The sequence below is a fragment of the Streptomyces sp. NRRL B-24572 genome (assembly GCF_002156145.1).
GTDB lineage: Bacteria > Actinomycetota > Actinomycetes > Streptomycetales > Streptomycetaceae > Streptomyces > Streptomyces vietnamensis.
Map to the genome: position 1 here is coordinate 1 of NZ_MWIG01000099.1, position 13981 is coordinate 13981.

Genomic DNA, 13981 nt, shown 5'->3' on the forward strand with positions numbered 1-13981 from the left:
GGTCCGCAGGCTGCCGCCCGTGCGCGGGCGGACGACGGCCGCGTTCCTCGCGCTGTGGGCCTGGGGCGCGGTGACCGGGACCCTGGCGCTCGCCGTCTCCGCGCCGTGGACGATCGCCTCGGCGGGGCACGGCAGTTACCGTCTCCTGCCCCAGCTGGCGAGCGTGATCGCCGGCGGACGGCAGCTCCCCGTGGCCGTCTCGCTCGTCGTGGCGGGAGCGACCGTCCTCGTCGCGCGGATCGCCACCGGGGGCGCGGGACCGCTGCCCCGCACGGACGTCCCGGTCCGTGCCGCGCGCCTGGCCGCCACCGCCGGGACCGCCGTGATCGCCCTGTCCGTGGTGGTCCTCTCGTACCAGCGGGTCGCCGCCGCCCTCCAGGAGTTCTCCCCGGACGGCGGACTCCTCTCCGAGCCCGGCGACCTGCTGCGCCAGTGGCTGCTGCTCGGCGCCTGGGACGGCCCGGCGGGCGGCCCGCTCGGCGACTGGCTCCTCTACCGCGCCTCCGACGTCCTCCTCCTCGCCGTCGTCTGGTGGGCCCTGAGCCGGCTCCCCGGGCTCCTCACCCGGGTCACGCTCCCGGCCATGGCGGTGGGCGCGGTCTGCGTCACCGTCCTCGGGCTGCTCGCGGGCCAGCTCCTCCGGATCGCGGTCGTCCAGGCGGGTCCCCAGGAGGGCCTCCTCTACTCCACCGCCGGCATCGGCAACGGCATCCCGGCCGCCCTGACCTGCGGCCTCGTGGCCGGGGCCGTCGCCACCACGGTCCTTCGGCTCTCCCTGCGGGGCGCGCCGGACCCCGCGGCCTAAGCTGCCGTACGGCACAGGTCCCGACCCAGGAGCGCACCCCATGAACGACCGCGACCGGCAGCACCCGTACCCCGACGCGTTTCGGGCGGACGAGGCGCCCGCGCCGCACGCGCTGCTCGCCCCGGTGACGGGGCTGCTCGGGACCTGGGTCGGGCGCGGCCGGGGCGGCTATCCCTCGCTCGCCGAGGAGTTCGCGTACGAGCAGGAGGTCACCTTCAGCCACGACGGGCGCCCCTTCCTGCACTACGAGGCGCGGGCCTGGCTGATCGACGAGACCGGCACCCCACTGAGGCCCTCCGCCCGGGAGAGCGGCTGGTGGCGGCTGCAGCCCGAAGGCGGGGTCGAGGCGCTGATCACCCAGCCCACCGGCATCGCGGAGATCGCCGTCGGCCGCGCGGACGGCACCACCGTCGACCTCACCACCCACGAGGTCGCGCTCGCCCCCACCGCCAAGCAGGTCGACGCCACCCGCCGCCGCTACACCCTCACCGGCGAGGACACCCTCGACTTCGTCCACGACCTCGCCGCCGTCGGCCGCCCGCTCCAGCACCACCTCGCGGTACGACTCCGCCGCGAGAGCAGGAGCTGACCCGGGTCCCGCACAATACGGGGGTGAGCGAAGACGACCCGTACCTGTGGCTGGAAGACATCTCCGGCGAGGCCGCCCTCGCGTGGGTGGCCGAGCGGAACGCCGAGACGGCGGACGTGCTGGCCGCCGACGCCGGGTTCGCCCCGCTGAAGGCGCGCGTGAGGGAGGTGCTCGACGCCTCGGACCGCATCCCGTACACCGCGCGGCGCGGCGCGTACCTCTACAACTTCTGGCGCGACGCCGAGCACGTGCGCGGGGTGTGGCGGCGCACGACCCTGGAGCAGTACCGCAAGGACGCGCCCGAGTGGGAGGTCCTCCTCGACGTCGACGCGCTGGCCGCCGCGGAGGGCGAGAAGTGGGTGTGGGACGGGGCGAGGGTCCGCCGTCCCGCCTACGACCGGGCCCTGGTGCGCCTGTCCCGGGACGGCGGGGACGCCGTCGTGGTCCGCGAATTCGACCTCGCCACGCGGGAGTTCGTCGAGGGCGGCTTCGAGGTTCCGGAGGCGAAGACGCGGATCGGCTGGATCGACGCCGACACCGTCTTCGTCGGCACGGACACCGGACCGGGCTCGCTGACCGACTCCGGCTATCCGCGCACGGTCCGCCGCTGGCGGCGCGGCACACCGATCGAGGAGTCCGAGCTCGTCTACGAGGCCGCGGACACGGACGTCTCGGCCTGGGGGTACCGCGACGACATGCCCGGCTTCGAGCGGGACTTCGTCGGCCGCTCGCTCGACTTCTTCCGCAGCGAGACGTACCTCCTGGAGCCCGACGGCACCACCGTACGCATCGACGTCCCCGACGACGCCGTCGTCCACGCCCACCGCCGGCACCTGCTCGTCACCCTGAAGTCCGAGTGGCTCGGGCAGCCCACCGGCTCCCTCCTCGCGTTCGACTTCGACGCCTTCCTCGCGGGCGACCGGACCCCCGAGGTGTTGTTCGCCCCGGACGCGCGGACGGCCCTCGCCGGGCACTCCTGGACCCGTCACCACCTGATCCTGGAGACGATGCGGGACGTCAGCACCCGCATCGAGGTCCTCACCCCGGGCCGCGACGGCACCGGCTGGACGCGCACCCCGCTCGTCGGCGTCCCGGCACTGTCCGCCGTGAGCGTCGTGGACACGGACCCGGACGTCTCCGACGAGTACTTCCTCGACGTCTCGGGCTTCCTCCAGCCCTCCAGCCTCCACCGCGGGCACATCGGCGGAGGCACGGAGGTCCTCAAGCAGGCCCCGGACCGCTTCGACACCGCCGGACTCGCCGTCGAGCAGTACTTCGCGACCTCGGCCGACGGCACCCGTGTGCCGTACTTCGTCATCGGCCCCGACCACGCCGCCGCCGGCCCCGGCCCCACCCTGCTCTACGGCTACGGCGGCTTCGAGGTCTCCCTCACCCCGTACTACGGCGCCGTCACCGGCCGGGCGTGGCTGGAGGGCGGCGGCACGTACGTCATCGCGAACATCCGGGGTGGCGGCGAGTACGGACCGGACTGGCACCAGGCCGCGCTGCGCGCCGAACGCCCGCGTGCCTTCGAGGACTTCGCGGCCGTCGCGAAGGACCTCGTCGCCCGGGGCATCACCACCCCGGACCGGCTCGGCGCCTCCGGCGGCAGCAACGGCGGCCTGCTCATGGGCGCGATGCTCACCCGCCACCCGGAGCTGTTCGGCGCGATCGTCGCGCAGGTCCCGCTGCTGGACATGACCCGCTTCCACAAGCTCCTCGCGGGCGCGTCCTGGATCGCCGAGTACGGCGACCCGGCCGACCCGGCCGACCTCGCCCACCTGCGGGAACTCTCCCCGTACCACCGGATCGAGGCCGACCGGACCTATCCGCCGGTGCTCCTGATGACCTCCACCCGCGACGACCGCGTCCACCCCGGCCACGCCCGCAAGGCGGCGGCCCGGCTGCGGGAACTCGGCCATCCCGTCCTGTTCCACGAGAACACCGGCGGCGGCCACGCGGGCGCCGGGGACAACGAACAGGCCGCCCACAACAGCGCCCTCGTGCACACCTTCCTCAGGCGGCACCTGGCCTGAGCTTTCCTACAGCCAGCCCTGGCGCTGGGCCTGCAGCGCCATCTGGAAACGGCTCGTGGCGCCGAGCCGGGCCATGAGGACCTGGATCCGGCGGAAGAGCGTGCGACGGCTGACCCCGATCTCCCGGGCGATGACGTCGTCGCTCGCCCCGCCCGCGAGCAGCCAGAGCAGCCTGCGGTCGGCGGGCAGCAGTCCGGCGGGCAGCACGCCCGCCGGACGGGCCGTGCGGCCGTGGAACGGCAGGGCGCTCTGCCAGGTCTGCTCGAACAGGGCCACCAGGGCGGACAGGAGGCCGCACGGCTGCACGACCAGCATCGTGTTGTGCACGTCGGCCTCCCTGATCGACAGCGACACCAGCGCGTACGACTCGTCGATGATCATGAGCTTCACCGGGAGCGACGGCAGCACCCTGGCCTGCTCGCCCGCCTCGATGCACGGCTCGATGACCGTCCGCATCTTGTCCGGGTGCTCGAGGGACGCCTGGGAGTAGATGACCCGCTGCGTCACCCCCCGGGCCAGCGTCGCGAGCGCGTCGTCGGTCGAGCCCGGGATGGGCGTGTACGGGGGCGTGTCGAACTGCCGGATCTGCTCGCGGGCACTGGCCCAGGCCTGCCGGCTCCGGGGACCGATCGCGTCGCCGGTGACGACCTCCACGAGATCGTCGTTGTACGCGGCGAGCCGCTGCCGCCGGAACGACTCGAAGGCGCCCCCGACGGTGAGCCGCGACTCGTCGAGCTCGGCCGCCCGGTGCCGCCCCAGGATCTCCAGGCCCGCGGCCGGGGGCACCGGGGCCACCAGGTCGGGGCCCTGCGCCGCCGGACTCGCGAGGCCCGCGTCGACCAGCTCCCCGTACGCCGCCGACAGCTCGGCGCCGTCGAGACCGGCCGCGGAACCGACGGCGTCGAGCGGCGCGGGACCGAGGTCCAGGAGCCGGACGTAGACCCGCCGGGCCTCCTCGCCGATCCCCAGGAGCCGGAGCGCCTCACTGAGCTTCGCGTTCGCCATGGACCGCATTATCGGCCCGCCCCGACCGCCCCCGCCGCCCGGGGGATGGCCGATCCGTGCCACTGGCCGATCCGGGCACCCGGCGGGCCCGCGGCGCAGTACCGTCCGGGTGCCCGCCGACGACCGGCGGCCGAGAACGTACCCGGAAGAAGGTGCAGGACGTGGCGAACGCTCGCAAGAACGGCCTCTACAACGGCGTCTCCGAGGAGCTCTCCGCTCTGATGAGGACGGGCTGGGCGGACACCGAGCGGCACGACCTCGAACCGGCCGAGCAGGCCCCCTACGCGGCCGAGCGCCGCGCGGCGCTCTCCGCGCTCTTCCCCGGAGAGCGCCTGATCGTCCCCTCCGGCAATCTCAAGTACCGCTCCAACGACGACAACTACCCCTTCCGCCCGTACTCCGGCTATGTGCACATGACCGGCGACCAGACCCGTGACGGCGCGCTCGTCCTCGAACCCCGCGCCGACGGCGGCCACGACGCCTACTGCTACCAGCTGCCCCGCGACAGCCGCGACAACGACGAGTTCTGGATCGGCTACACCGCCGAGCTGTGGATGGGCCGCCGCCGCTCCCTCGCCGAGTCCGAGACCGTCCTCGGACTGCCGTGCCGCGACGTCCGCACCATCACCGAGGACCTCGCCGCCGGCTCCGGCCTGCCGACCCGCATCGTCCGCGGCATCGACCCGGCCCTCGAAGCCGCCGTCACCACCGACGAGGAGCGCGACGCCGAACTGGAGGGCACGCTCAGCGACCTCCGCCTCGTCAAGGACGCGTGGGAGCTCGGCGAGATGCGCAAGGCCGTGGACTCCACCGTGCGCGGCTTCACCGACTGCGTCGCCGAGCTCTCCCGGGCGATCGCCTCCTCCGAGCGGTGGATCGAGGGCACCTTCTTCCGCCGGGCCCGCCTGGAGGGCAACCACGTCGGCTACGGCTCGATCTGCGCGGCCGGCGACCACGCCACGATCATGCACTGGACGCAGAACGACGGCCCGGTCCGCCCCGGCGAGCTGCTCCTCCTCGACGCCGGCGTGGAGACGCACTCCCTCTACACCGCCGACGTCACCCGCACCCTCCCCATCAATGGCACCTTCACCCCCGTCCAGCGCCAGGTGTACGACGCGGTGTACGAGGCCCAGGAGGCCGGCATGGCCGCGGTGAAGCCCGGCGCCCCGTACCGCGACTTCCACGAGGCCTCCCAGCGCCACCTGACGGCGCGCCTCGTCGAGTGGGGCTTCATCGAGGGTCCCGTCGACCGCGCCTACGAGCTCGGGCTCCAGCGCCGGTTCACCATGGCCGGCACCGGCCACATGCTCGGCCTGGACGTCCACGACTGCGCGCAGGCCCGCACGGAGGAGTACGTCGACGGCGTCCTCGAACCGGGCATGGTGCTCACCGTCGAGCCCGGCCTGTACTTCCAGCCGGACGACCTGACCGTGCCCGAGGAGTGGCGCGGCATCGGCGTCCGCATCGAGGACGACCTCGTCGTCACCGACGAGGGTCACGAGAACCTGTCGGCCGGTCTGCCGCGCTCCTCGACCGAGGTCGAGGAGTGGATGGCCCGGTTCGCGGGCTGAGCCTCCCGCCGGGGCTCGGACGAGGGGCCGTCCGCGTGGATTCACGCGGACGGCCCCTCGTGTCGTCCCGGAGCACGGCTCGTCGCGCCCCGCCGACCACTCGGCGGCGCCGCCCGAGGGATCCACGGACACCGGCGAGGAGTCCCGCCACCACGGGGCGCACACGCTCTGCAGCGACGACGGCAGTTCCGCCGCATCCCGACGGCGGCGCTCCGCACACACGTCCGGCCCGCGCTTGCCCGAACGAGGGAAAGAGGTCCGGATGTTCACCGATTCAGGTGACAGCGGTCGAGGTGAAACGTCCCTCCCCGTAGCGGGGCGGCCACGCTCGACGTGACACATGGAGCCACCCTGTGGAGCGTCCGATGCAGCTGATCCCCCGTCATGACCCGTACCTCGTCGTCCGCTCGACCGGTGGTCACGCCGTCGTCGCCCTCCGGGGCGAGCTCGACCTGGTCCTGGTGCGGCACCTGCGGCCCGAGCTCGACGCCCTCGTCCGGGAGTCCGACGCCCTGACCGTCGACATCCGGGGTCTCACCTTCTGCGACGCCACCGGGCTCGGACTCCTCGCCCACTGTGCCGGGTGCATGCGCCGGCGCGGTGCGCGCTGGCGGCTCGTCTGCGACCAGCCGCGGATCCTGCGGCTGATCCGGCTGGCCGCGCTGGGCGACCTCCTCGGCCCCGAGACCGGACCGTCGGATCTCCTCGATCTTCCGAACGCGGCCCCGGCCCGGCCGGACCCGCCCGCTCAGCCGGCGGCGGTGCCGCTTCCCGCCGAGCCCGGGGTGACGAGACCCGTCTCGTAGGCGGCGATCACCGCCTGGGCCCGGTCACGCAGCCCGAGCTTCTGGAGGATGCGGGCGACGTGCGTCTTCACCGTCGCCTCGCTCAGCCGGAAGCGCGCCGCGAGTTCGGCGTTCGTGTGCCCGCGTGCCAGGGCTTCCAGGACCTCCAGCTCGCGCGGCGTGAGCGCGGCCAGTTCGCGGTGCGGGGTGGCGGAACGCCCGGAGGAGGACGCGGCGAAGCGCTCCACCAGGCGCCGCGTGATCGCCGGGGCGAGCAGGGCGTCCCCGGAGCGGACGAGCCGGACCGCCGCCGTCAGGTGCTCGGGGGTGACGTCCTTGAGCAGGAAGCCGCTCGCGCCCGCCGCGAGCGCCGCGTACACGTACTGGTCGAGGTCGTAGGTGGTGAGGACGACGATCCTCGGCGGCGCCGTCCCGTCCGCGAGGATGCGGCGCGTGGCCTCCAGGCCGTCCGTGCCCGGCATCCGGATGTCCATCAGGACCACGTCCGGCCGGGTCCTGCGGACCGCCGCCACCGCCGCGTCGCCGTCGGCGGCCTCCGCGACCACGTCGATGCCGTCGGCGGCGAGGATCATCCGGAAACCGGTCCGCACCAGCGCCTGGTCGTCGACGATCACCACGCGCGGAGCATCGGCCACGGTCACGGAACCTCCCACGGAATCACCGCACGCACCCGGTATCCGCCGTGCGGGCGGCTGCCGGCGTCGAGCGTACCGCCGTACACCGCGAGCCGTTCCCGCAGTCCGAGCAGCCCGTGGCCGCCGCCCGGCTCCGACATTCGCCGGCGGCGCCCGCCCGTGTCGGACACCTCCACCCGCAGCCGGTCCGCCCCGTACTCCACCGTCACCGACACCCGCGCGCCGTCCGCGTGCTTCACCGCGTTCGTCAGCGCCTCCTGCACCACCCGGTACGCGGCGAGGTCGACCCCCGCGGGCAGCTCCACCGGGACGCCGCGCACCGCCACCTCCACCGGCACCCCCGAGGACCGCACCCGGTCCGTCAGCTCCGTCAGCCGGCCGAGTCCCGGCTGCGGGGCGAGCGCCACGTCGGCGGCCGGATCGGGACCGTCCGCGGCCATCGTGAGCAGCCCCATCACGTGCCGCAGCTCCGACATCGCCGTCCGCCCGGCCGCCTCCACCGCCAGCATCGCCTCCCGGGCCAGCTCGGGCGAGGTCGCCAGGACCGTGCGCGCGGCCCCGGCCTGAATGGTCATCATGCTCACGTTGTGGGTGACCACGTCGTGCAGCTCCCGGGCGATCCGGGACCGCTCCGCCTCCACCGCCCGGCGCAGCGCCGCCTCCTGCTCCTCCCGCAGCACCCGCTCCCGCTGCCGCCAGAGGTGGACGCCGTGCGAGGCGAGGGCGAGCGGCAGCAGGACGAGGACGGGCACCAGGTCGCTGTCGACCTTCGGAACCAGCGGGAAGACCGCGTAGAGCAGGGCACCCGCCAGGAGCGAGGCCAGCACCGACTTGCGGTGCGGGCTGTACATCGCCGCGCTGTACGCCGCGACGAGCCCCGCGGCGAAGGTGATCCGCGTGGCGCCGTCCGCCGCGTCCCCCAGGTGCAGGACCACCGCGGCGACCGTCACCACCCAGTAGACGGCCAGCGGGAAGCGGCGCCGCAGCACCAGCGGCAGCGCGGTCAGCACCGCCGCCGCCATCTCCCAGACCTCCACCGGCGGCAGCACGTGCTCCACGGCGGGCACCGGACGCGGGCCCCCCGGAAAATCCGGCAGCGCGGGCGGATCCGGGAGCCGCCCCGGCACGGGCAGCTTGGTCCCGATCAGATCGGGCCGGAGCTCCACGTACGAGCGGTTCAGGTTCCCGACGACCGTGGCGACGGCGAGCGACAGGGCGAGCAGCCCGTCGGCCGCCCACGCCCAGCGGGACAGCGGGGGCGGCGCGCCGATGGTCCGCGATCCGCGCACCCGGCCCATGAATTCCTCGTACCTGCTCACCGGGGCAGTGTGCCAAGCCGGGCCGCCGGGGCGAATCGGCCCGGAGGACCAGGGCACCGTCCGCGCGGAGTACATCGCGCGGATGACCCGCCCGCGCCTCCGCCGCACACGGTACGGAGCTTCGCCACCGCGGCCGACGCGCCCCCGGCCGGTCCGCTCCTAGCGTCGGGGCGAACCCGTTCACTCCCGAGCCCTGGAGGGCCCATGACACCGTCCGACGCGGAGCCGTTGATCGACCTGAGCGAGGTCGGCAGGACGTACGAGGACGGGCCGGCCGCGCTCGCCGGTCTCGACCTGCGGGTGGCGCGGGGGGAGTCGCTGGCCGTGCTCGGCCCCTCCGGCAGCGGCAAGTCGACGCTGCTCAACCTGCTCGCCGGGCTCGACCGGCCGAGCACCGGCCGGGTGACCGTGGACGGACTGCGCGTCGACCGGCTGAGCGAGACGGCCTCCGCCCGCTACCGGCGCAGCCGCATCGGCATGGTCTTCCAGTTCTTCAACCTCCTCGACGACCTCACCGTCCTCGACAACGTGCTGCTCCCCGCCCAGCTGGCCGGAACGCCCCGTGGCAAGGCCGCGGCACGCGCCGCCGAACTCCTCGACCGGCTCGGTGTCGCCCGGCACGCGCGCGTGCACCCCGGCCGCCTCTCCGGCGGGGAGCGGCAGCGCGTCGCCGTCGCCCGCGCCCTGATGAACCGTCCGCCGCTGCTCCTCGCCGACGAGCCCACCGGAGCCCTCGACACCGCGTCCGGCGCGGAGGTCCGCGACCTCCTGCGCGGACTCAACGCCGACGGCCAGACGATCGTCCTCGTCACCCACGACCTCGCGCTCGCCGAGGCCTGCGCGACCCGCACGATCGAACTCGTCGACGGCCGTATCGCCCGCGACGTCGTGGCGGTGGCCCGATGAGCGCGCGTCCCGTCGACACGAGCGCGGGGGGAGGCGGCGCCCTCGGCCGTGTCGTGCGCTCCGGGGTCGGGCGGCGACGCACACAGACCGCCGTGATGGTGCTGACCACGCTGCTCTCCGTCGCCTCCGCCGTCCTCGCGCTCGGCCTCCTCCTCGCCTCCGGCGCGCCCTTCGACCGGGCCTTCGCCCGGCAGCACGGCGCCCACCTGACCGTGCGGTTCGACGGTTCGAAGGCCACCCCCGAGCAGCTCGCCGCCACCGCCCGCGCGACCGGAGTGGCCGCGGCCTCGGGCCCCTTCGCCGTCACCTCCCTGCGCCTCGGCGCGGACCGGGCCGCCCCGCCCGGCTTCGCACCGCCCCCGCTGACGGTCGTCGGCCGGGCCTCCGCCGAAGGAACCGTGGACGCGGTGACCCTGACGGAGGGCCGGTGGGCGACGGCCCCCGGCGAGATCGTCCTGGAGCGCGGATCCGTCCCGCCCGCCTCGGGCACCGGGACACGGCTGACCGCCGACGGCGTCACCCTCACCGTGGTGGGCGTCGCCGAGTCGGTCGGCGAGAGCGCCGACGCCTGGGTCGTACCCGCGCAGCTCACGGCGCTGACGGGCGGACGGCCTCCGGCGCTGCAGATGCTCTACCGGCTCACCACCGCCGACAGCGCCGCCGACGTGGCGGCCGGCCGGAAGGCCGTCACCGCCGCCGCGCCGGCCGGAGCGGTCACAGGCGCCCGCTCGTACCTCGACGTGCGGGAGAGCGCCCGCCGGAACACGGCCGCCTTCGTGCCCTTCGTCTCCGCCTTCGCCGTCCTCGGGCTTGGGATGTCCGTCCTGGTGATCGGCATCGTGGTGAGCGGCGCCGTCGGCGCGGCGACCCGCCGGATCGGGATCCTCAAGTCCCTCGGCTTCACCCCGCTCCAGGTGGGGCGCGCGTACGTGGCCCAGGCCCTGATCCCGGGCACCGTCGGGGCGGTGCTCGGCGCCGCCCTCGGGAACGCGCTCGCCGTGCCGCTCATGGCGGAGGTGGCCGAGGTGTACGGCACGACGGAGGTCCTCATCCCCGCGTGGGTCGATGTCGTCGTGCCGGCCGGAGCCCTCGCCCTCGTGGCCGCCACCGCCTTCGGGCCCGCCCTGCGCGCGGCCCGGCTGCCCACCGCGACGGTCCTGCGCATCGGCCCCGCCACCGGCGGCGGGCGGGGGCGCGCGATCCGCGGCCTGCTCGGGCGGCTGCCGCTGCCCCGGCCCGTCACCCTGGGCCTCGCCGGTCCCTTCGCCCGCCCCGGGCGCGCGGCGAGCACGGCCGCGGCGGTGACCTTCGGGACCCTCGCGGTGACCCTGGCCGTGGGACTCGGCAGCACGCTCGTCGCCATCAAGGCGGACGGCGACCCGGACCGGGGCGGCGATGTCACCGTCCACACGATCACGATGCCGCACGGGACGACCGGCGGTCCCACGCCGCTGCCGGGGAAGCCGGCCGACGCGGCCGCCGTGGCGGCGGCGATCGCCGCGCTCCCGGGGACGGGCTCCGTGTACCGGACGGCCCACACCCAGCTGGAGGTGGCCGGGCTCAAGGGCGGCGCGCCCGTCGTCGCGTACGAGGGGGACATGGCCGGCAGCCCCCGCACGATGGTCTCCGGCCGCTGGTTCGGGGCCACCGGGGAGGCCGTCGCGGCGACCCGGTTCCTCACCACCACCGGGGTCCGCGTCGGGGACACCGTCACCCTCGCCGAACAGGGCCGCACGGTCCGGGTACGGATCGTCGGCGAGGTCTTCGACCTCGGCGACGACGGCATGACCCTGCGCACCGGAGCCGCGTCCGTCGCCGCGCTGCGGGCCCGCTACCAGCCCGCCGACTTCGCCGTGACCGTCACCAAGGGCACGGACGCGGTGCGGTACGCGGAGCGCCTCGACGCCACCGTGAAGCCGCTCGGGGCGGAGGCCGCCGTCACCGAGGGCAGCAAGTCGAGCGTCATCCGGGCGATGCAGGCCCTGATCGTCATGCTGACCCTGATGCTGGTCGTCGTCGCCTGCCTCGGCGTGCTGAACACGGTGGTCCTCGACACCCGCGACCGCGTCCGTGACCTGGGCGTCTTCAAGGCCCTGGGGATGACCCCGCGGCAGACGGTCGCGCAGGTCCTCACCTCGGTCGGCGCCCTCGGTCTCGTGTCGGGCCTCGTCGGCGTGCCGCTCGGCGTGGCCCTGCACGGCCGGGTGATGCCGGCGATGGGCCGCGCGGTCGGCACCACGATCCCGCCCGCCGACATCGACGTGTACGGCACGCCGCTGCTCGTGCTCCTCGCGACGGCCGGTGTCGTGATCGCGACGGCGGGCGCGCTGCTCCCGGCGGGCTGGGCGGCCCGCACGGCGACGGCCCGGGCGCTGCGGGCGGAGTAGGGAGGGGCGGGGAAGGAGGATACGGTCGCCGCATGTCTGAAGTCCGGTTGACCACTCCCTCCTTCCTCGTGCTCGGCATCATCGACAAACTGGGCGAGGCAAGTCCGTACGACGTGAAGGTGGAGGCCGCGCGGACGGTGGCCCCGTTCTGGTCCATGCCGCACGCGCAGGTGTACGCGCAGTGCGACCGGCTCCTGGAGGCGGGTCTCCTTTCGGAGGTGCGGCAGCCGGGCGGCCGCAACCGGCGTCTGATGAGCCTCACGGAGGAGGGGGCGGCCGCGCTGCGCGGCTGGCTGGCCGACCCCGCCTTCGTCCCGGTCGAGGCCCGCGAACGGGGCATCCTCAAGCTGTGGTTCGGCGCCAGCCCGCGCGTGCACGCCCCGGTCCAGATCGACGAGCACCGCAGGACCCTGGACGAGTACGAGGGGCTGGCGGACGAGGTGGGCGAGCTGCTGACGCGCGGGCAGCGCGAGGCGCTGGAGTTCGGCATCCGCTATGAGCGGATGATGGTCGATTTCTGGCAGTGGGTGGAGAGCCGCGAGCCCTGAGTTCCCCGACGGGACTTCGTCACCGGCCGGTTGACCCCGGCCGTGTCCACCCCTACCTTCCTCCATGGTCCAGAAAGGACTATCGGTGAAGGGGGAATCGCCATGCGGCGCACGACCGGCACGAGATGGGGTCGGGGGAGGGCGGCCACCGTCGCGGTGACCGTGATCTGCCTGGCGTACGCACCGATCGCCATGACCGAACTCTGGCCGTACGCGCGCCCGGGAGCACCCGCCCTCGGCGAGTGGCTCCTCGGCCGGACCGTCTCCCCGGAGTTCGTCGCCGAGGCCGTGCGCGACCGGACGGGGCCGTACGGGCGCAGCCTGATCCCCCTGATCGCGCACTCGGTCCTCGGCGGCCTCCTCATGCTCCTCGGCCCCGTGCAGCTGCTCTCCGCGGTCCGGCGCCGCATCCGGCTGCACCGGATCACCGGGACCGTCTTCGCCGTCACGGTGTACGCGTCGATGGCGGGCGCCGCCCTCTACCTGGTGCGCACACCGCCGGCGGAGGCCTTCAGCGGGGCCGCGTTCTGGATCGTCCTCGCCACGATCCTGGTCGGCACCGTCGGCAGCGTGACCTTCGGGATCCTCGCCGCCGTCCGCGGCTTCCCGGACCTCCACCAGCGCTGGCTGCTGCTCTGCTACGGCTTCCTGATGACCGCCCCGCTGCTGCGGATCGAATGGGGACTGCTGCCCTCGCTCTACCCCGGGCTCGGCCTGGCCGACATCAACCGCGTCGCGATCATGCACCTCGGCGCGCTCGTCTCCTTCGGCGCCCTCCTCGCCTCCCGCGCCCTCGACCGGCGTGCCGCCGTCCCCGGCCTGACCGGCACGTGGTGCCCGCTGCCGGTGCGGGTCGCCGCCCACCTCGCGGGCGCGGCCGGCCTGGTGTGGATCACGGTGGCGTTCCTCGACGAGGGGACCGCCGGGCGGCGACTGCTCCTCGCGTACCTCGTCCCGTACGCCGTGACGTACGCCGTCATCGCCGCCCGGGCGGCACGGGGCGCCGCGTGGCCGCGCGAGGAGTGGTCGCTGCACCTCGCCGCCCTCTGCCTGGCACCCGCCTTCTCGGCGGTGACCGTGCCCGTACTCGAACGGGCCCTGGGCCTCGACCGGATCACGGCCCTCGTCGCGGGCGTCGGCACCGGCTGCGGCATGCTCGCCTACGCGGCCGTCGCGGCGGTGAGCCTGCGGATCCTGTACGCCCGTGAAGTCCTCAGGAGACAGGGGGAGTTCGCCGACCTGCCGGCGACTCCGGCGGAGGCCCGGGTCGCGGCGGGCAGCACCCGGGAAGGAGCCCGGGGATGAACGTCGTTCCACAGGAGACGGCCATGAGCACCGGAAACCCCGACGGCCGCGCCCTCTCGCCCGCCG

12 protein-coding genes are annotated in these 13981 nt (G+C 74.7%); 9 read left to right on the forward strand and 3 right to left on the reverse strand.

The genetic code is table 11. The features are described 5' to 3' along the window. From CCN56_RS06340 to CCN56_RS06350, 3 genes are all read left to right on the forward strand, one after another. A partial coding sequence (locus CCN56_RS06340) for a hypothetical protein (protein WP_086824401.1) occupies positions 1-805 on the forward strand: 805 nt, incomplete at its 5' end. A 40-nt stretch (positions 806-845) separates the two neighbouring features. Beyond that, positions 846-1394, forward strand: coding sequence for an FABP family protein (locus CCN56_RS06345; protein ID WP_086824403.1), 549 nt, complete (start codon positions 846-848; stop codon positions 1392-1394). 23 nt (positions 1395-1417) lie between these two features. Next, positions 1418-3430, forward strand: coding sequence for a prolyl oligopeptidase family protein (locus CCN56_RS06350; protein WP_256961807.1), 2013 nt, complete (start codon positions 1418-1420; stop codon positions 3428-3430). 6 nt (positions 3431-3436) lie between these two features. Here the strand turns inward: CCN56_RS06350 and CCN56_RS06355 are convergent, their stop codons facing one another. After that, positions 3437-4435, reverse strand: coding sequence for a LuxR family transcriptional regulator (locus CCN56_RS06355; RefSeq protein ID WP_179199710.1), 999 nt, complete (start codon positions 4433-4435; stop codon positions 3437-3439). Positions 4436-4596: 161 nt separating this feature from the next. On the opposite strand from CCN56_RS06355, the gene CCN56_RS06360 reads away from it, so the two are divergent. Further along, complete coding sequence (locus CCN56_RS06360) at positions 4597-6009, forward strand: aminopeptidase P family protein (RefSeq protein ID WP_086824417.1); 1413 nt, start codon at positions 4597-4599, stop codon at positions 6007-6009. A gap of 365 nt (positions 6010-6374) precedes the next feature. Then, entirely contained in the window at positions 6375-6815 is a 441-nt protein-coding gene (locus CCN56_RS06365; protein ID WP_086824419.1) for an STAS domain-containing protein, read from the forward strand. On the opposite strand, the gene CCN56_RS06370 is transcribed toward CCN56_RS06365, so the two are convergent. After that, entirely contained in the window at positions 6758-7450 is a 693-nt protein-coding gene (locus CCN56_RS06370; RefSeq protein WP_086824421.1) for a response regulator transcription factor, read from the reverse strand. The two genes, CCN56_RS06365 and CCN56_RS06370, sit on opposite strands and share 58 nt — an antisense overlap. A 2-nt stretch (positions 7451-7452) precedes the next feature. Further along, positions 7453-8769, reverse strand: a complete 1317-nt coding sequence (locus CCN56_RS06375) for a histidine kinase (RefSeq protein WP_256961808.1) — start codon at positions 8767-8769, stop codon at positions 7453-7455. Between the two features lie 204 nt (positions 8770-8973). Here CCN56_RS06375 and CCN56_RS06380 point away from each other — a divergent pair, with 204 nt between their 5' ends. The 4 genes from CCN56_RS06380 (at position 8974) to CCN56_RS06395 (ending at position 13915) form a co-directional block, all read left to right on the forward strand. Then, positions 8974-9675: an ABC transporter ATP-binding protein gene (locus CCN56_RS06380; RefSeq protein WP_086824408.1), complete on the forward strand. Its 702-nt coding sequence runs from the start codon at positions 8974-8976 to the stop codon at positions 9673-9675. Beyond that, entirely contained in the window at positions 9672-12062 is a 2391-nt protein-coding gene (locus CCN56_RS06385) for an ABC transporter permease (protein WP_086824410.1), read from the forward strand. Before CCN56_RS06380 ends, CCN56_RS06385 begins: the two co-directional genes overlap by 4 nt. Positions 12063-12094: 32 nt before the next feature. Continuing rightward, positions 12095-12610 (forward strand): PadR family transcriptional regulator, encoded by a 516-nt coding sequence (locus CCN56_RS06390; protein WP_179199711.1) that lies wholly within the window; start codon positions 12095-12097, stop codon positions 12608-12610. Between the two features lie 102 nt (positions 12611-12712). Beyond that, the gene (locus tag CCN56_RS06395; protein ID WP_256961809.1) at positions 12713-13915 is read left to right on the forward strand and encodes a DUF2306 domain-containing protein; all 1203 of its coding nucleotides are present in this window, start codon (positions 12713-12715) and stop codon (positions 13913-13915) included. The last annotated feature ends 66 nt before the right edge of the window (positions 13916-13981 follow it).

Coding starts and splice junctions, on each gene's coding strand:
- CCN56_RS06345 (WP_086824403.1), top strand. CDS start 846: ATGAACGACCGCGACCGGCAGCACCCGTACCCCGACGCGTTTCGGGCG.
- CCN56_RS06355 (WP_179199710.1), bottom strand. CDS start 4,435: ATGGCGAACGCGAAGCTCAGTGAGGCGCTCCGGCTCCTGGGGATCGGC.
- CCN56_RS06365 (WP_086824419.1), top strand. CDS start 6,375: ATGCAGCTGATCCCCCGTCATGACCCGTACCTCGTCGTCCGCTCGACC.
- CCN56_RS06380 (WP_086824408.1), top strand. CDS start 8,974: ATGACACCGTCCGACGCGGAGCCGTTGATCGACCTGAGCGAGGTCGGC.
- CCN56_RS06385 (WP_086824410.1), top strand. CDS start 9,672: ATGAGCGCGCGTCCCGTCGACACGAGCGCGGGGGGAGGCGGCGCCCTC.
- CCN56_RS06390 (WP_179199711.1), top strand. CDS start 12,095: ATGTCTGAAGTCCGGTTGACCACTCCCTCCTTCCTCGTGCTCGGCATC.
- CCN56_RS06395 (WP_256961809.1), top strand. CDS start 12,713: ATGCGGCGCACGACCGGCACGAGATGGGGTCGGGGGAGGGCGGCCACC.